Genomic DNA, 18531 nt, shown 5'->3' with positions numbered 1-18531 from the left:
ATGGAGTGCAACGAAATGGAGAGATCTTTGGACTAAATTGATTTACATAGATTTCTCGACTGCGCTCGAAATGATACTTCGATACTAACATATTAGTCTAAATACCTAGTCATTTGTCCTACGGTGTTTTACAAAATATAGGGCTAAATTACCTGCAATGATAATATGATTAAAGATATTCGGTACTAAACCATAATATTTGGTGAAGATTTTAAACCGCTCTTTTAAGCTCTCACGGTGTTTTTTCTTGCTCATGCCACCAACCAGGTATTTGGCTACGTATCGGTGAACATTAATGATATTAGATGCCTTTTTTGCTGCTTTGATAATCCAATCGATATCGGCACTGTACTTATAAGCTAAATCGTAAGGCGTGATAATGCTGCGGCGGATATAAATAGCCTGATGGCTAATGTTCATGCCGTATTTAAAACTTGTCCAGTTGAATTCATCTGGTGCTTCGTGCCTTCTGCGGCCTAAATTTTCCCAGTTATCATTATACATTTCGGTTTCTCCGTAATAAATATCGGCACCTGGAGCAGTTGCAAAGACATCTTCTACCGTTTGCTCATCATAAATCTCATCCCCTGAGTTCATAAATAAGACATAATCGCCTGTTGCCAATGCCAAACCTTTGTTCATGGCATCATAAATGCCCTTGTCGGGTTCTGATACAATTTTCGAAATCTGATTTTTATACTGTTGAACTACTTGAAGCGTCCCATCAGATGAGCCACCATCAATTACGATATATTCAATGTTCTGATAAGTCTGATTTAAAACAGATTTTATCGTACGTTCAATATCACGAACGTTATTATATACAATGGTGATAACGGTTAATTTGGGCATGTTAATCCATTAATTTTTTAAAGGTTTCGGCATCAGGGATTAAACCTTTAAATGCTTTTGGTAATGTTGTACTGGTTTTGTAGGTAGAAACACCCATTGCTTTGTTAAAATCACGGAATGAAAACTCTACAACTTTATTTTTCTTTTCTTTGCAAAGTATTATTCCTATTGAAGGTTGCTCGTGTGGCTGTTTAACATATTCATCAAGAGCGGATAGATAGAAATTCATTTTGCCCAGATACTCGGGTTTGAATTTTCCTGTTTTTAGTTCGAAAACTACCAAACATTGTAAACGGCGGTTAAAAAATAAAAGATCTATAAAGTATTCCTCATCTTCAACAATCAATCGGTATTGGTTGCTAATAAAAGCAAAATCAGTTCCCAATGACATTAAAAACTTCTTAATGTTATTTACGATTCCACTTTCTAAAACCCGTTCATCCTGCTCATCAGTATCTTCTAGATTAATAAAATCCAAAAGGTATTCATCTTTAAAAGACTGCAACGCTTTGTCCCTTAATTCTTCATTAGAAATGGTCTTCGAAAAATTATTTTGTAAACTGCCAGAGTTGCGATACAACTTATTTTTGAGATGATGTTTTAAAGTGGTTAAACTCCAAAATTCTGTAGCTGTTTTCTGAATATAATATATCTTTTCAGCTAGCGTTTCCGTAGCGAGAATGAGTTCAATATGATGAGAAAAACTTAACTTGAAAAAATAGCGTCCTATTTGGTCCAACACTGTTGGACTAAATTCAATATCCTCTATATCAATAAGTTGTATTTGGTCCAACACTGTTGGACTAATTGTGATTTCGTCAGTATAGATGACAGATAGCTGCTCTGTTACTGATGGTTTAATATAAATATGTTCTTCCCAGGATTCAAAAAAAAATCTAATCCTTTTAATTCCTGTTGCTGAAAAGCCTCTTAAACCAGGTAGTTCTGCCTGCAAATCCGAAGAAAGGTTGTCAATAACTTTTGCACCCCATTTCTCCTTTTTTATCTTTTCGGAAATAAATTTACCTACCGTAAAATATAGCAACAAAAGCTCTTTGTTTACAAAAGTAACTGCTTTATACCGGCTTGATAAAATAGCCGATTTTAACGCTTTAATACTTTCAGAATAGTTTGCGATGCTTTCCATTTAAGAGTTTCAGTCGGTATAAATTTAATAAAGATTGACCAAATTTTTATTTGTTAAACAGAAAATGAGATTTTGCAAACTGAATTATAGATAGAGCCGTATGGTTTTATTAAAATATAGCGTTATTTTGGCTGTAGATCAATCAACGTTTCGTAAAGATGGATGTGTTCAGCAGCAATAACTTCCTCCGAAAAATCGGTTAAAATACTTAATCTTGCTGCTTTTTGGATTTCCTCCTTATTAGGACGGTGATATAACCATTCAATACCATTTGCTAAATCTTCCGCATTTTGATATTCGGCCAGATAGCCGTTTTGCATGTGTTTGACCATATCCGGAATGCCGCCAGTGGTAAAAGCAATAACGGGTGTGGCACATGATAAACTTTCCATCACCGTATTGGGCAGGTTATCCTCTAAAGAAGGTGTAATAAATGCATCGGCGGCAGAATAACACTTTGCTAAATGATCATCTTTATTAATGGTGCCCAGGAATGTGGTTTTGAAAGGAAATTCTGGCATTTCTGCATTTTCCTTATTGCCAAAAATAACCAATTCAATGTTTTTATTTTGAATTCCACTCCTGCGCGAAAGGATTTCCAAAGCTTCAACTAAATAGGGAGTTCCTTTATGTTTGTCGTTTTTTGAGGGCATAAATCCACTCATCAATACAAATTTATCAGGATCGATCTTCAAGACTTTCTTTGCTTCCGATTTAACATAAGGCTTAAAAATCTTTGTTTCGATCGTATTCGGAATAACGGTAGTTTTCCTGGTGCCCAACAAACTGCTAAATTTTATCGAAGCAGCCATCCATTGGCTTGGTGCCACAATATGGAAATTCAATTCCGTATAAGCTTTTTGTTTGCGTACCCAGGTTTTGTGCGAAATATCGTTTTTGCCGCTGATTTTCAAAATTGGGCAATGGCCACATTGCTGATGAAAATGTTCACAGCCATAGCGTACATGACAGCCACCGGTAAAAGCATTGCTATCATGAAAAGTCCATACAATTGGTTTTTCCAGCTCATCCAGCTGTGCCAGGAACTTAGGATTGAGAAAGCCATGATTTACCCAATGTAAATGGATAATATCTGCGTTTTTAACATCAGGATGGTTGATAACCGAACGGCCGAACCATTGCAGACTGAAAGGTGTTTTTACTGATTTGCTTAACCACTTGGCAAAATATCTCTCTGATAAGATGTTATAAACGGCTTTGGCTTTCTGTAAAGGTGACTTGCTGAACGTATCTATTTCAGGATTTTGGCCAAATTTATAATAAACCAATACTTTTGAATCTATTCCAACGGCCTTTAAAGCATCGCTTAAGCGTAAACAGGCTCTCCCTGCTCCGCCATTTCCATCATAGGTATTTAGGTGTACTACTTTCAAATCAATCAAAAATACATTTTATTGTTTACGAATATAAAATCTGTTGCGTAATTTCATCCATAAATTTTATCGTTCTTAAGGTCAAGCTGTTTTTATCAAAAAAGAACTGCCTTTCCGGAGCCAAACTAACTTAATTATGATCAAGTCTTTAGTAAAATTACTTATGGCACTGGCTTTTTTATGGCCTGTACATTCATTTGCCCAAAATCAAACTTATTTCGCGGCATATCCAGCTTTAACGCCCGATGCACAAACAATAGTATTTAGCTACGATGGCGATATTTGGAAAGTTCCGGTAAAAGGTGGCGTAGCATCGCGCATTACGGCCATGCAGGGCGAAGAAATTAACCCTAAAATATCTCCTGACGGGAAATGGCTGGCTTTTTCTTCTAACCAGTTTGGTAATTATGATATTTATGTAATGCCTTTAACAGGAGGTGATATTAAACAGTTAACGTTTAATGATGCGAGTGATGAAGTAGACAACTGGAGCTGGGATTCCAAAACCATTTATTTTACCTCGGGCCGCTATAATTCTTTTTCGAGTTATAAAGTAAATGTTAATGGCGGTACAGCGGAGCGTTTATTTAATAATTATTTCAATACCACACATCATATTGCCGAATCGCCAACCGGAGAGTTGTTTTTTAACGATACCTGGGAAAGTATGCGCTTCGCCAACCGTAAACATTATAAAGGAGCTTATAATCCCGATATCCAATCATACAACCCAAAAACAAAAAGTTATAAACGCTACACCGATTACATTGGGAAAGATTTCTGGACAATTGTTGATCAAAAAGGCAATATCTTTTTTGTATCTGATGAAAGCAACGATGAATACAACCTTTATACTTTTATCAATGGTAAAAAAACTGGTTTAACCAATTTCGATACTTCCATTAAACGTCCGTTCGTTTCGGCCAATGGAACTACCGTTGTGTTTGAGAAAGATTATCAATTGTACACTTATGATGTGGCTTCGAAGAAAACAGAGAAAATAAATATTGCTACCTCGCGCAATCAGGTATTAAGCAAAGAACAGGAGTATGATGTGCGTGGAAATATTTCTGCATTTGATGTTTCAACAGATGGGAAAAAAATGGCATTCATTTCGCGTGGTGAGGTGTTTGTGAGCGATGCCGATGGAAAGTTTATCCGGCAAATTACCAATAGTGGTGAACGTGCCTTGGAATGTAAATGGCTGGCTGATAATAAAACTATTTTGTTCAGTCAAACCACTAATGGTTATCAAAACTGGTTTACCATTACAGGTGATGGAAAGGGTACCGTAAAACAGCTTACAAAAGATAAAGCAAACGTCCGCGATATCACTTTGAATAAAAGTAAAACCATGGCCGTGTATTTAAGCGGCAGGAACGAGCTTAAACTGATGGACCTAAAAACTTTTGATGCCAAGACTTTGGTAACCGACGAGTTTTGGGCTATACAGAATGCAACACCAAGTTTTTCTCCAAACGACGAATATGTGCTGTTTACCGTTTATCGAAATTTTGAACAGGATATTATGGTGCATCACATCAAAAATAATAAAACCATCAACTTAACCAACACGGGTGTTACCGAAACTAGTCCGGCATGGTCGCCAGATGGAAAGTATATTTTTTTTACCAGTGCCCGTACCAAGCCTTCTTATCCATCAGGGATGCAAAATGCACATATTTACCGCATGGCTTTAAATAACTACGACGAGCCTTATCGTTCTGATAAATTCGATGACCTGTTTAAAGAAAGCAAGCCAGCGCCAGCGGACGTTAAGCCTGCACCCCAAAATAAAAATGATAAAAAGGCCAAAACCGATACGGCTAAGAAGAAAACCGAAGTTAAACCTACACCTAAGCCAGCCAATGTCATTACTCTTAATACGGAAGACCTACTGGATAGAATAGAACTGGTTGGTCCTTCGTTCGGAGGCCAGTACGGAACAGATGTTTATGCCAAGGGCGATAAAACTTATGTGTTTTATTCGTCTAACCACGAAGGTGGTGCGCCAGGATTGTATCGTACCACTATCGAACCCTTTGAAGCCAATAAAACGGAAAAAGTTGCCGATGGTGGTGATTACTCCATCATTTCAGCAGGGGATAAATTTTTCGTCTTATCAAGAGGTACAATAAATAAGTATAGCTTAGAAGGTAATAAGCTCGATCGGGTAGATCATGGTTATAAATTTACCAGAAATCTAAATGCCGAGTTTAACCAGATGTTTTATGAAACCTGGGTAGGTTTAGATGAAAATTTTTACGACGAAAAATTTCATGGCGTAGATTGGGATAAAATGAGAACGCGTTATGCCGCATATTTGCCTTATGTGAATAACCGAAGTGATTTAAGGATTTTATTAAATGATATGCTGGGCGAATTGAATTCTTCGCATATGGGCTTTAATAGTGCAGGTGCAGAAGAACGCAAAAACCTGAATTACATTACCAATGAGACAGGAATTATCTTCGACAATGAAAACCCTTTAAAGGTAGAACGTATTGCTGCTAAAAGTAATGCTGCCCGAACCGGAAACAACATTTTAGCCGGTGATATTTTAACAGAAGTTAACGGGGTTAAAGTAGATGAAAAAATAGACCGCGATTATTATTTCAGTAAGCCATCATTGGATCGGGAAATGACATTAACCTTTAAACGCAATGGAAAGGATGTTTATGTCAATATACATCCTGAAAGTTCAGGTACATTGCGCGGAAACCTTTATGATGAATGGATTAGCCAAAACCACAAAAATGTAGACAAATGGAGCAACAACCGCATTGCTTATTCTTACATGAAAAATATGGGGGGCAGCGAGTTGGAAACCTTTCTGTTGGACATGGTTGCACAAGAAGAAAACAAGGAGGCCATTATTCTGGATCTGCGATACAATACTGGTGGAAACGTGCACGATGATGTGTTGAAATTCCTCTCACAGCGTCCTTACTTGAAGTGGAAATACCGCGGAGGTAAAATGGCCCCGCAAAGTAATTTTGGTCCGGCGGCGAAGCCTATCGTATTGCTAATTAACGAGCAATCTCTAAGTGATGCTGAAATGACAGCTGCAGGTTTTAAGCAACTGAAACTGGGTAAGATTGTTGGTACAGAAACCTACCGATGGATTATTTTTACTTCGGCTAAAAGTCTGGTTGATGGTTCTTCTTATCGTTTACCGTCGTGGGGTTGTTATACCATGGATGGTAAAAATATCGAAAAGGAAGGTGTTAAGCCTGATATCTTCGTTAAAAATACTTTCGAAGACCGACTGGCAAATAAAGATCCGCAACTTGAGAAAGCAGTAGCTGAGATTTTGAAGGATTTGAAATAGCATTAACTGGAAGGAAGGTTAACTGTTTAAATCGGTTAATCGTCACGCAAAATCATTTCGACTGAAGTGCAACGAAATGGAGAAATCTTTTCCGCAAATTTAAAAGATTTCTCCACTTCGGTCGTATGACGATAAAGTTTCAATATAACATTTTGTAAACTCAGCGTTTTAACCAAATTCACACTTTAAACAGTTGACGACTTTAACCAATTACCCATTTTTTTCCGTTTCTTTGAACCTGGAATTATTTAAAACATGGCAAATTTATTAACCGACAGGGCTTTTTGGGTAAATTATTGGGAAAGTAAAAAAGGACTGGCTGTTCAGTTACCTGCTAACTATTTATTTCATAAGCAACTGGCTGATATTATTCAGAAAGATAAGGTTAAGACAGCTATCGAATTAGGTGGTTTTCCCGGTTATTATGCCGTATTTCTGAAAAAGTATTTTCAGCTTGATGTTACACTTTTAGATTATTTTGTACACCCGCCTGTTGTTCATGAACTTTTGGCGAAAAATAGTTTAACCGAAAAGGATATCCACATCATCGAAACTGATCTTTTCAATTATACACCCGAAAAGCAATACGATCTTGTATTAAGCTGCGGTTTAATTGAACACTTTAACGATACAGCGGATATTATTAACCGACACATTGCTTTTGTAAAACCAGGAGGTACTTTATTTATTACGTTGCCAAATTTTAAGGCGGTTAATGGTTGGTTCCAAAAGAATTTCGATAGAGAAAATTACGATAAACACAATATTGATAGCATGGATCCAGCCATGTTAAAATCAATTTGCGAACAAGCTGGACTTAAAGAAGTAAAATCAGGTTATTTTGGTCGGTTTAGCGTTTGGCTGGAGAACGAAGATCAAAAATCAGCAGGTGTTCGTCTATTTAAAAAAGCGGTTTGGCTGGCCGGAAAAGTATTTACAAAGATTATTCCGTTTGAAAGCAAAAATCTATCACCTTATATTATCTTAGTGGCGAAAAAAATCTAACGCGCTATGTTAATCAGTTGGGGTTACTCACCTAAAATTGAAAAGTATATTCCTTTGGCCGAATTTCCGGCAGATAAATATTTAATTGTTGCCAAACAGGCCATCGAAAATCTCGGTTGGAGCTTAAGTCACGTTTCCGAAACCGGGTTAATCGCTTATACCCCAATATCCTTCCAATCGTACAGTGAAGAGATATCAATCCGTATCCACGGAAATTTTGCGGTGGTAAAAAGTGAATGCGTAGGGATCCAGATGCTCTTTAACGATTATGGTAAAAATGATCTCAATCTGGAAAAGTTTTTTCACGAATTTGAATATGTAGAATTCCACCTGAAAGATGTTTGGGAAGAGAATCTGTTTAAATTCCGTCGGCTTATCGAAACACAGGACGATCATTATTTTGAAAAAGCACCTTTGGCTACAAAGAATAAAATCAAAAACGTATTATTCTTGTTTTTTCCGCAAAAGGGATATACGGCAACGCCAATTCTTGTTCTACTTAATACGCTATATTTCATCGCAATTATCATTTTATCGATTGTGTTCATTGCCTATCTTTCGTTAAAAACCGGACATGCTTCCCGGGAAGATTATATTGAGGAAATAAACCGATTAGTGCTGAACTTTGGTGTTAATCAGCGCAATCTGGTTCTCGGAGGGCAATATTGGCGCTTAATTACCTATCAATTTATACATGGATCGGTTTCACACCTGTTTTTTAATATGTATGCACTGGTTTACCTCGGCTTAATGATCGAAAATAAACTGGGCTGGAAAAAATTCCTTTTCATTTACTTAATGAGTGGTATTTGCGGAGGACTGGTAAGTCTGATTTTCCACCAGGAAGGCGTAATGATGGGCGCTTCGGGTGCAATTATGGGCTTGTATGGTGTTTTTATAGCGCTGTTGACAACCAAATCTTTTGAAGTTAAGGCTACCAAAGCCTTACTGGTGAGTACACTTATTGTATCATTATTGATGCTTATAAATGGTGCATTTGGTAAAAGGATAGATAATGCGGCGCATATTGGTGGTTTTGTTTCAGGATTTATTTTTACCTATTTGCTGAATTATAAATGGGATAAAACTTTCGAAATTAAAAACTGGGCGAGGTATGCCGTTGCTTTACTTTTATTCCTTTTGTTTTTTAGTGGCGTAATTTATTTTAATCCAAAATATGGAACTGAAGAGTACCGTAAGCTAACTGATACTTTTAATGGTAATTTGCAATCACTTAATGGGATTATGAATTTAAAAGTTTCTTTGCCAAAAGATGTTAAATTAGCTTCAATCAAACAAGATGGCATTATTCCTATAGAAAGGAATTTGCTCGTGGTTAAACAAATGCAGGCCTTAAATTTAAAACCTGAAGATAAAATAACTCGTGACAAAAAAATAAAACTGAGTAAAGCATCCTACCGGGCAGTAATGCTGATGTACAGGGATATTAAGGCCGACAGCACTTACCGTTACAGTAAAGAAACTTCTGCTGCATTAGGAAAGGTATTCGAAATCCTTTATAAAGAAGAAGAATAAGAAATTTACCCAGTTTTTTTGTAGAGCCCGATTTCACTCAGCGTAATACAAACCGGCGATTTGGTAATGTTTATTTTTACTTTGTTGGTTGTAACGGGGTTATCCAGTTTAACCAAACGTTTTGCGCCAATACTTGTGCCATCATAAACCTTTTTCCAGGCATTGTTTTCAAATATTTCAATGGTATAGGCCTCTATTCGCTGACCTAAGGGAATAAACTCTTGTAAACTGATGATATCAAAGGTTTTAGGCGTTTTTAAATCAAGTTCTAAACTTGCCTGGTGGACAGCGTCTTGAGTAGCCCAATAACTCGCTCTATTGCCATCAAGCAACGTAGCAATGTTATACTTCTCGCCTCTGCTATTGCTTGCTTTGATTGATGCATTTTTGGCCAGGTTGTGCCCGAAAGTATGTTTAACCATGTCGCCAAAAGTTTTCAGTGCAGCAACATCGTCATCATGAAGTTGACCACGGGTATCGGGTGCTAAACCCAGATCTAAACCTGCACCACGGCCAACGCTTTTTAAATACAGATCAAACAATTCTTCCGGACTTTTTGGCTTTTCGTTAGGATGATAAAACCAGCCTTTTCTTAAAGGGACATCACATTCTGCAGGCATCCAGAATTTTCCATTTCTAATTCCTTCGGGGCTTTGCGGGTAGTTTGCCTGTCCGGGTACGGCTACACTTTTGCCATCCGGTGCCATTGGGGTAAAAGTTGCCCAGGAGGTTGCTGCGGCATGTCCGTCTTCATTACCTACCCATCGGATATCTAAACCAATATCGCTAAAAATATTCGCCATTGGTTGCATTTTGCGTGTAATGGCCCAAGTATTTTTCCAATCGTAATAGGTGGTATTGTCTATTGAACGTTTTTCTCTCGTGCCGCCATAGTAGCCGTCACCACCGTTAGCGCCATCGTGCCAGCTCATAAAAAGTTCTCCAAAATTGCTATAAAGTTCTTTTAACTGTGCCTGATAAATAGCCAGATATTTGTCAGTACCATATCGTGCATTATTCCTGTCCCATGGCGAGCAGTAAACGCCAAACTTTAAGCCGTTTCTACGTACTGCCTGTTCTACTTCTTTAACTAAATTTCCTTTTCCTCCTCTAAACGGGCTTTTGCTGATATTATATGTTGTAGTTTTAGTTGGCCACAAAGCAAAGCCATCATGATGTTTGGCAACCAAAACAATCCCTTTCAAACCACCTGCTTTAGCAGCTTTAATGATCTGATCGGCATTAAAATCTGTTGGGTTAAATGTTTTAGGATCAGCATCACCAAAGCCCCACTCTTTATTTTCGAAAGTTGTTGGTGTAAAGTGCATGATGCCATAAACTTCAACCTCATGCCAGGCCAACTGTCTTTTTGATGGTAAGGCACCATAAGGTTGAGGAGGGGTTTGGGCATAAACAGCCGTGGAAAGCAGTAAAAAAAGGATCAATACGGATTTCATATACTTATAGCTTAGATTCAACTAAAATACAAATAATTACCATTGCCCATGGTAAGTGTTAACCAATATTTAACCTGTTGGAAATGTAAATGCGAAATTATTTTTACATCTTGAGTGTTACATCGATCCGTCAAACATTTAATTTCACTATACGTTAATTAAACATGACTGCTTTTAACCAGAATCCTCCCGACGGAGGTACCGTATATACAGAAACCAATTTGAACCAGTTGTTTCCGGAACCTTTTAACACCTTAACAAGTTGTTTTTTCCTGGCTATAGCGGTATATTGGACCATTAAACTCTGGGGTAATTTTAAACAGCATACCTTCTTAAGTATTGCATTGGTGCTACTCTATATCGGTGGCATTGGAGGCACTACTTACCATGGATTTCGGCGTTGGCCAATCTTCATTATGATGGATTGGATGCCCATTATGCTTTTGTGCCTTTCGGCCGGTGTTTACTTTCTTTCCAAATTAACCAAATGGTACTTTGCAGTTTTAATTGTAGCGGTGTATGCCATCTTTCAGTTTTATGTGCGACGGCTTTTTAGCAATGGCGATTTTCAGATTTTTATCAATATCAATTATGCTTTTATGGCTGCGCTGGTTTTGTTTCCGGTATTTGGCTATTTGATCAAAACAGGGTGGAAAAATGGCAAATGGGTTGGCTTTGCATTAATTGCGTTCATCTTTGCCTTAACTTTCCGTATTGCAGATAAGTGGGATGTATTAAGTATTGGTACACATTTTTTATGGCATACTTTCGGGGCTGTAGCTTCTTTCTGTATGCTGAATTATATTTATTTGGGCAACCTGAAAAAAAATAACACTTAAAATATTGTGCTATTCAGATAATAGATAAGTTGAGCTTGCTGGTTAATTTCAACAAGCCCAACTACTATTTAGAACTTTGAGTGGGCTTTACTGTAGTCCAGTTTTTTTTGCCCGCCTATGGCATATTCAATGCCTCCCCATAAGTGCTTTTGAAATTTATCGTCAGCCCAGCCTTCTTTAGTATGGCCCATACAGGTATAAAAAGCTCTTCCGCCATCAAAATCGTGGTACCAGGCAAAAGGATGGAAATCACCATTTTTACCGCCGGTGTACGATTTCTCATCTAAGTTAATCAGCACTTTAATGTCTGGGTTAATATTCTTAAAATTATACAACTCATCTTTTCTCATCCATACCGAATCGGTAAGGAATTTTGTAGCGGGGTGTTTTTTGTCTTTGATAATAAATCTGGCTTCCTGAACAGCTGGATGACTTATAAAATAAGCACCGGCCAATTTGCCATACCAAGGCCAATCGTATTCCGTATCTGTTGCCGCATGGATGCCTACGTAGCCGCCACCAGCCTGGATGTATCTTTCGAAAGCCACCTGTTGTTTATCATCCAAAATATCGCCTGTGGTATTCAGGAAAATAACAGTAGCATATTTTTTTAAGTTCTCTTCCGTAAAAACATCAGCATTTTCTGTTGTATCCACTTCAAAGTGATGTTCAGTACCTAATTTTTGAATCACTTCTTTTCCTGTTTCGATGGAATTGTGCCTAAAGCCCTTTGTTTTGGAGAAAACTAAAACTTTTGCTGATTTCTTTGCCGTGGTATAGCTTTGAAATAGAATTACTGTTGCAACTAATAAACATAAGGACAGGTATTTTTTCATTTTTTCTTTGACTTGGTTAGTATGATAGATTATAAGCTTTAAATTTAAGAAAGTTGTTTGATAATTTCCATACATCTTTCCTCAACCTGTTTACAAACAGGGCTAAATAACGCATTATCCCAGTAAGGGTCTGTAACTTCGCCGTTATCAAGAAAAAGTTTAACCTTTTTTCGATCTTCATCTGTTTTGGCCAGGCTTTTAACATCAGCCAAATTGTTTCTGTCCATAACCAAAATCAGGTCATAATAATCGAACATTGAAGGGTTAAACTGCTGCGCCTTTTGTTTGCTGATATCGTAACCCAACGCTTTGGCTGCAGAAACACTCCTGTGGTCTGGCGACTGGCCAATGTGCCAGTTACCCGTTCCTGCTGAAGCGATTTCCCAATTTAAGTGTTGTTCATCTGCCAGATGGCGCATAATGCCTTCAGCCAATGGCGAACGGCAGATGTTACCGAGGCAAACCATTAAAATTTTCAATTTACTGTACTTTAAATATAAACAATAGTCTTTCGAAAGGTTACCAATATGGATTACTATAAAAATAATCGTCATTGTGAGGAGGAACGACGAAGCAATCTTTCGTAACAGCGCTCTTGGCTTTAAAGATTGCTTCGTCGGCTGAAAAAGCCTTCTCGCAATGACGATAAGTTTTAGGGACTTATTTCATTAAAATTCTCCGATCACAAACTTATTCTTTATGCGTAAATATCATTCAGCATTTTTGCTAAACGCACACCACCCTTTAATAACTGCTCGTTAAGAGTATCAACCCAGTCAAAATTATAACGATAGCTTAATTTAGCATCTGGTTTAGTAGTTTCGTAAATTTTATTGCAGATGCCGTACGATTCATAAATACAATCTTTAAGACTTGTATTTTGCCAGTTGCTTAATTGAATAGCCGAAGGGTGATTAATTGCCTTCGCATATTCTGTATAACTCAACTGTTGGTATTCGATCAACTGTTCGTCCCATACCCTGTGGATATTTGACTTCTCATTAAACCATAATACCGAAACGCGGTTACCACCCAGGTCTTCCTTACGGGCAACATGCATAGGTTGGCATAAATCTCCAGCCAGGTGAACCAACATACGCAAAGCCAGTTTTTTTTCCGAAGCGGTGCTACTTGTTTTCTTTAAAATGGCAATCAAGTCAGGGATTTTGTTGTAAAGATTTGGTTTTTTATCGGTTTCCAAAAATTGATATACACCATTTTTATCTAATCCTGCCGGAAGATTGACAAAATGCCAATTGTACATGTAGTTATAAGTGGAATCAGATTTAATAAAATCGCCCCAATTGGCCGACATGGCCAAAGTTTCGTAACCTAAAATACTTTGAATGGCCTTGCGGGTTTTTGCTTTTAAATAACTATCGGCAATTTCGCCAACAACACGATGGCCAATGGTGCCCCATGCGTTTGCCTGAATCGGGAAATAGGCTAAAAAACCCACTGTTAGAGCGATGGTTAATTTCTGTTTAATTGATGTTAAAATCATTTTTATAATTCTTTAGGTACGCAGGTAATTTTTTCTTTAAGTGTTAGTTTAATTTCGCGCTGATCGTTTAAACTTTCTAATAATAATGTATCAGCAGATTTTTTATTGATCAGGAAATTTTTTTCGTATCGGCCGATACGGTAACAACCCGATATTTTTTGTTTATAATTGGCGTGTGTAAAGGTTGCACCTATAAATAGCGTATCACCTTTAACTACATATACGCCTTTGGCATATTCTTTCCAAATACCATCGTTATAACAAGAATCCTCGTAAAAATTTACTTTGCTATGGGTAACCATATCGATATAAACCGAATCGCAGGTAAACTTGAAATGGTGTTGGGTATAATTGCTCAATTTATGACTAAAAGCAACAGAATCTTCATTCCAAACCCCTTGCATAAAATCTTCACCTTTACCCTGTACATTAGGTCGCGGGCTACAAGCTATATGTAAGATGGATAATGTTAAAAGGAAAATAGGAAAAAGCCTTAATCCTAACTGTGGTTTACTCATGGTTATAATCTGTGCTTTTGGGGAACTGATCGGAGATGACCTTATTCTTTTTAACGGTATTAATAACAAAAATCAAAAATCCCGCAGCGAAACAGATCCCAGCTACAAAACCAATAATGCCACTAAAAGAATAGTATTTTGAAACTTCTGTAGCAGTTAAATTTTGGGCGGACATCATTAATGGCAAAAACCTAAAAAATATAGTAACAAGCAGGCTAATGCCCGAGCCAATAGTCATTAAAATGGCTTCAACAGAAGATTTTTTTACTAAAAAAAAGCAGCAGGTTCCAAATATAACACAAGGTGGAATGAAGGATATCAAGCTTAAAAGGTTAGAAAGTATTGAATTCATATTACCTGTGTTTTTTAATTAACCGTATTGATTTAGTGCTGTAATTTTTAAAATTAACGTCATTCCCGCGCAGGCGGGAATCTTAATGCAATATGCTTTAAGATTCCCAATTGAATTGGGAATGACGATCTCCTTCGGTTATTTCAAACTTCCAACCATATCTTCAGGGCGTACCCACTCATCAAACTGCTCATTGGTTAATAATCCCAGCTCTACAGCGGCTGCTTTTAAGGTTTTATTTTCTTTATGTGCTTTCTTCGCAATTTTAGCTGCATTTTCGTAGCCTACATGTGGATTTAAAGCCGTAACCAACATCAAAGAATTTTGTAAATGTTTCTCGATTTCTGGCAAGTTAGCTGTAATTCCTTCTGCACATTTATCAGTGAAAGAAACGCAGGCATCGCCAATTAAGCGTGCCGATTGTAATACATTGGCTGCAATTAAAGGTTTAAATACATTAAGTTCGAAGTGGCCACTCATACCACCCACTGAAACTGCAACATCGTTACCGATTACCTGGGCGCAAACCATAGTTAAAGCCTCTGGTTGCGTAGGATTAACTTTTCCGGGCATAATAGACGATCCAGGTTCATTATCTGGAATTACGATTTCTCCAATACCGCAACGAGGGCCAGAACTTAACATTCTCACATCATTGGCTACCTTCATTAAAGCAACTGCAGTACGTTTCAAAGCACCAGAAAGTTCTACCATGGCATCGTGTGCAGCCAGTGCCTCAAATTTATTTGGAGCGGTAACAAAAGGCAAACCGGTTAAATCTGCAATTTTTTTAGCCACTAAAACATCGTATCCTTTTGGTGTGTTTAAGCCTGTACCAACAGCAGTGCCACCTAAGGCCAGCTCTGCAACCATAACCAAAGCATTTTTAATGGCCCGGATGCTGTTATCAATCTGTTGTACATAGCCAGAAAATTCCTGTCCTAAAGTTAATGGGGTTGCATCCATAAAGTGCGTACGGCCTGTTTTAACAATCGTACTAAATTCTTCCACTTTTTGAGATAACGTATTCCTTAGTTTTTCTAAGCCCGGAATGGTATTTTCTACCGTAAGTTTATAGGCTGCAATGTGCATTGCCGTTGGGTAAGTATCGTTTGATGATTGTGATTTATTTACATCATCATTTGGGTGAAGTACTTTTTTATCGTCAGCTAACGAACCACCATTAATGACATGGGCACGGTTTGCAATTACCTCGTTGCCATTCATGTTACTTTGTGTGCCCGAACCTGTTTGCCAGATTACCAAAGGAAATTGATCATCCAGCTGCCCTGCAATAATTTCATCACAAGCTTTTGCAATTAATTCTGCTTTTTCTGCCGATAATACACCAAGTTCAGTATTGGCAAGCGCAGCTGCTTTTTTCAGGTATCCAAAAGCGTGGATAATTTCTTTTGGCATCGAACCTTCCGGACCGATTTTAAAGTTATTGCGTGAGCGTTCGGTTTGTGCACCCCAGTATTTGTCGGCTGGTACCTGCACCTCGCCCATGGTATCGTGTTCTATTCTGAAACTCATTATATTTTTGATTTTTGTTGTCGCAAATTTAGGTTTTTTGACTTTTAAAGCGTTGTATTTATGTAAGATATTTAATGGATAACAAAATATATTGCCGAAATGTCTGTATTCCTTTTTATTCCCCATCATTAATGTACAAACTTTATCCTGGCCAGCCACTTCTACCAATGAAATCATATTCATACCTTTACCGCAAATATGCAGGGATTAGTTATTAAATCTACAGGGAGCTGGTATAGTGTTTTGGCCGATAATGGTGAACGCTATGATTGCAGGATTGTGGGCAAATTCAGGATTAAAGGGCTTAAAACCACCAACCCGATTGCGGTTGGCGACAGGGTTAAATTTGACCTGGAAAAGGATAGCAACCAGGGTTTGATCAACGAAATGCTGCCCCGTAAAAATTACATCATCCGCAAATCCATCAACCTGAGCAAACAGGCACAGATACTGGCTGCTAATTTAGATATGGCCATGCTGGTGGTTACACTCGCTTCACCTCGTACCTCTTTAGGTTTTATAGATCGCTTTTTGGTTACAGCAGAAGCCTATGATGTACCAGCTGTATTGGTATTTAATAAACTCGATCTGTTTAGTAAGGAAGGCTTGGAAATTCTGCAGGAATTTAAAGATATCTACGAAAACATCGGCTATGCCTGTTACGAAGTTTCCGCTTTAAAAGGCATTAATATTCCGATAATCCAGGAATTGATTACGGATAAAATTACCTTAATATCAGGGCATTCAGGCGTAGGAAAATCTAGCCTGATCAATGCATTAATGCCTGACCGGGATTTGAGGACAGGCGAGGTTTCTGACTGGAGCGATAAGGGGCAGCATACCACTACTTTTGCCGAAATGTTCGAACTGCCACAAGGTGGTTTTATTGTAGATTCGCCAGGCATCAGGGAATTGGGTGTAATCGATATCGAAAAAGAAGAATTGGGGCATTTTTTTAGGGAAATCTTTAAAACTTCTCACGATTGCCGTTTTAATAACTGCAGGCATATTAATGAACCAGGCTGTGCCGTTATTGAAGCTGTAAATGAAGGTGAAATTGCAGTGTCGAGATATGAAAGTTACCTGAGCATTTATCATGGTAACGATACGCGGCATTAGCCTCCAGGCCTAAGGAGCTGAATGAGAGGCTAAAATTGAAAATAAGATAATTATAATAAATATATGGAGATGTCCCCTTTTAGGGGATTTAGGGGTTATGAAATTTAAACTGGGAGATTTTGTGCGTTTTGTTGATGAAAAACGTGAAGGTTATGTAACGAAAATTATCGATAGCCAAACTTTGGGTGTTACCGATGAAGATGGTTTTGAGATACCTGTTGCGGTGAGTAATTTAACCTCTGTGCATGGTCATGGTGTGGTTGCTGAAGAATTAGATGCACCTAAACCCATCCAGGTGAATATCCCGAGCGTTAACAAAATCGAAAATGGTATTTATCTAGCGGTTGCTACCGATGATAAAGCGGGTAATGTAGTGCATTTTCACCTTCAAAACCATTCTCCAAATATTTTATTGCTAAGCCTAACCACTCAGCGTAAAGAAAAATATGCAGGTGCCTTTCATGGGATAATTGAATCTTATGGCTCTATTTTAGTTTATTCTGCATCATTGGCTGATCTTGATCTTTGGCCTGAATTTAATTTTCAGATTTTGGTATTCAGTAAAGCCGATGTTAAACCTATTGATCCATTGGTGATCCGTAAAAAGTTCAGGGCAAAAGATTTTAGTACTGAACAAAAGGAATTGCCTCAATTGAGAAATAAAGGTTGGTTGATCCGTTTAGATGATCTGATGCCGGTAAACATTGATGCACAGAAATTAAAAGAAAGTTTTTTTAAGTCGTCGGAGGAAAAAAGAACGGTTGAAGCGCCACAAAAAGAAATTGATCTGCACATCGAAAAACTAAGAGATGATCATCATTTTTTAGAAGCGGATGAAATGCTGCAGATCCAGATCAATCATTTTCAAACGGCTATGGATGCTGCAATAGTACATCATTTTGATAAGATCGTTTTTATCCACGGTTCGGGTAACGGCACCTTAAGAGATAAAATCCATAAACTGATCAGTAAAAACCCCCATGTAAAAACATATATGGATGCCAGAAAAGAAAAGTTTGGTTATGGTGCCACCGAGGTGGTATTTAAATAATTTAAGAGGGGGAAATGTAAGGTGGGAGATGAATGAAAGTCTTCCCCTTGCGAT

At 37.8% G+C, this 18531-nt stretch carries 16 protein-coding genes; 6 read left to right on the top strand and 10 right to left on the bottom strand.

The genetic code is table 11. From position 1 onward, the window contains the following. Positions 1–105: 105 nt before the first annotated feature. From OQX63_RS22680 to OQX63_RS22670, 3 genes are all read right to left on the bottom strand, one after another. Positions 106–852 (bottom strand): glycosyltransferase family 2 protein, encoded by a 747-nt coding sequence (locus tag OQX63_RS22680; RefSeq protein ID WP_265853077.1) that lies wholly within the window; start codon positions 850–852, stop codon positions 106–108. 1 nt (position 853) lies between these two features. Beyond that, positions 854–1999 carry a PDDEXK nuclease domain-containing protein gene (locus OQX63_RS22675; protein ID WP_265853076.1) on the bottom strand — a complete coding sequence of 382 codons (1146 nt, stop codon included), beginning with the start codon at positions 1997–1999 and terminating at the stop codon, positions 854–856. A 122-nt stretch (positions 2000–2121) separates the two neighbouring features. After that, the gene (locus OQX63_RS22670) at positions 2122–3402 is read right to left on the bottom strand and encodes a glycosyltransferase (RefSeq protein WP_265853075.1); all 1281 of its coding nucleotides are present in this window, start codon (positions 3400–3402) and stop codon (positions 2122–2124) included. 127 nt (positions 3403–3529) lie between these two features. Between OQX63_RS22670 and OQX63_RS22665 the strand changes: the two genes are divergently transcribed. The 3 genes from OQX63_RS22665 (at position 3530) to OQX63_RS22655 (ending at position 9265) form a co-directional block, all read left to right on the top strand. Continuing rightward, a complete protein-coding gene (locus OQX63_RS22665) occupies positions 3530–6724 on the top strand; it encodes a S41 family peptidase (protein ID WP_265853074.1) in 3195 nt (1064 codons plus the stop codon). 255 nt (positions 6725–6979) lie between these two features. Next, a complete protein-coding gene (locus OQX63_RS22660; RefSeq protein ID WP_265853073.1) occupies positions 6980–7729 on the top strand; it encodes a class I SAM-dependent methyltransferase in 750 nt (249 codons plus the stop codon). Between the two features lie 6 nt (positions 7730–7735). After that, the gene (locus tag OQX63_RS22655; RefSeq protein ID WP_265853072.1) at positions 7736–9265 is read left to right on the top strand and encodes a rhomboid family intramembrane serine protease; all 1530 of its coding nucleotides are present in this window, start codon (positions 7736–7738) and stop codon (positions 9263–9265) included. A gap of 5 nt (positions 9266–9270) precedes the next feature. Here OQX63_RS22655 and OQX63_RS22650 read toward each other — a convergent pair whose 3' ends face one another. Further along, complete coding sequence (locus tag OQX63_RS22650; RefSeq protein WP_265853071.1) at positions 9271–10722, bottom strand: alpha-L-fucosidase; 1452 nt, start codon at positions 10720–10722, stop codon at positions 9271–9273. Between the two features lie 164 nt (positions 10723–10886). Between OQX63_RS22650 and OQX63_RS22645 the strand changes: the two genes are divergently transcribed. Continuing rightward, positions 10887–11561, top strand: coding sequence for a hypothetical protein (locus tag OQX63_RS22645; protein ID WP_265853070.1), 675 nt, complete (start codon positions 10887–10889; stop codon positions 11559–11561). 68 nt (positions 11562–11629) lie between these two features. Here the strand turns inward: OQX63_RS22645 and OQX63_RS22640 are convergent, their stop codons facing one another. The 6 genes from OQX63_RS22640 to fumC form a co-directional block, all read right to left on the bottom strand. Next, positions 11630–12397 (bottom strand): ThuA domain-containing protein, encoded by a 768-nt coding sequence (locus OQX63_RS22640; protein WP_265853069.1) that lies wholly within the window; start codon positions 12395–12397, stop codon positions 11630–11632. A gap of 44 nt (positions 12398–12441) precedes the next feature. Beyond that, the gene (locus OQX63_RS22635; RefSeq protein ID WP_265853079.1) at positions 12442–12876 is read right to left on the bottom strand and encodes a low molecular weight protein-tyrosine-phosphatase; all 435 of its coding nucleotides are present in this window, start codon (positions 12874–12876) and stop codon (positions 12442–12444) included. Between the two features lie 218 nt (positions 12877–13094). Continuing rightward, the gene (locus tag OQX63_RS22630; RefSeq protein ID WP_265853068.1) at positions 13095–13901 is read right to left on the bottom strand and encodes a S1/P1 nuclease; all 807 of its coding nucleotides are present in this window, start codon (positions 13899–13901) and stop codon (positions 13095–13097) included. A gap of 2 nt (positions 13902–13903) precedes the next feature. After that, on the bottom strand, positions 13904–14419 hold the full coding sequence (locus OQX63_RS22625; RefSeq protein WP_265853067.1) for a fumarate hydratase: 516 nt from the start codon (positions 14417–14419) through the stop codon (positions 13904–13906). Beyond that, positions 14412–14771, bottom strand: coding sequence for a hypothetical protein (locus OQX63_RS22620; protein WP_265853066.1), 360 nt, complete (start codon positions 14769–14771; stop codon positions 14412–14414). The genes OQX63_RS22625 and OQX63_RS22620 overlap by 8 nt, the downstream gene beginning before the upstream one ends. 138 nt (positions 14772–14909) lie before the next feature. Further along, positions 14910–16307: a class II fumarate hydratase gene (fumC, locus tag OQX63_RS22615; RefSeq protein ID WP_265853065.1), complete on the bottom strand. Its 1398-nt coding sequence runs from the start codon at positions 16305–16307 to the stop codon at positions 14910–14912. Positions 16308–16505: 198 nt separating this feature from the next. On the opposite strand from fumC, the gene rsgA reads away from it, so the two are divergent. Continuing rightward, positions 16506–17426: a ribosome small subunit-dependent GTPase A gene (rsgA, locus tag OQX63_RS22610; RefSeq protein WP_265853064.1), complete on the top strand. Its 921-nt coding sequence runs from the start codon at positions 16506–16508 to the stop codon at positions 17424–17426. Between the two features lie 97 nt (positions 17427–17523). Beyond that, the gene (locus tag OQX63_RS22605; RefSeq protein WP_265853063.1) at positions 17524–18477 is read left to right on the top strand and encodes a Smr/MutS family protein; all 954 of its coding nucleotides are present in this window, start codon (positions 17524–17526) and stop codon (positions 18475–18477) included. The last annotated feature ends 54 nt before the right edge of the window (positions 18478–18531 follow it).

Origin of the sequence: Pedobacter sp. PF22-3, assembly GCF_026239555.1 — a bacterium.
Classification (GTDB): Bacteria; Bacteroidota; Bacteroidia; order Sphingobacteriales; family Sphingobacteriaceae; genus Pedobacter.
This window is presented reverse-complemented; position numbering and strand designations above follow the sequence as displayed.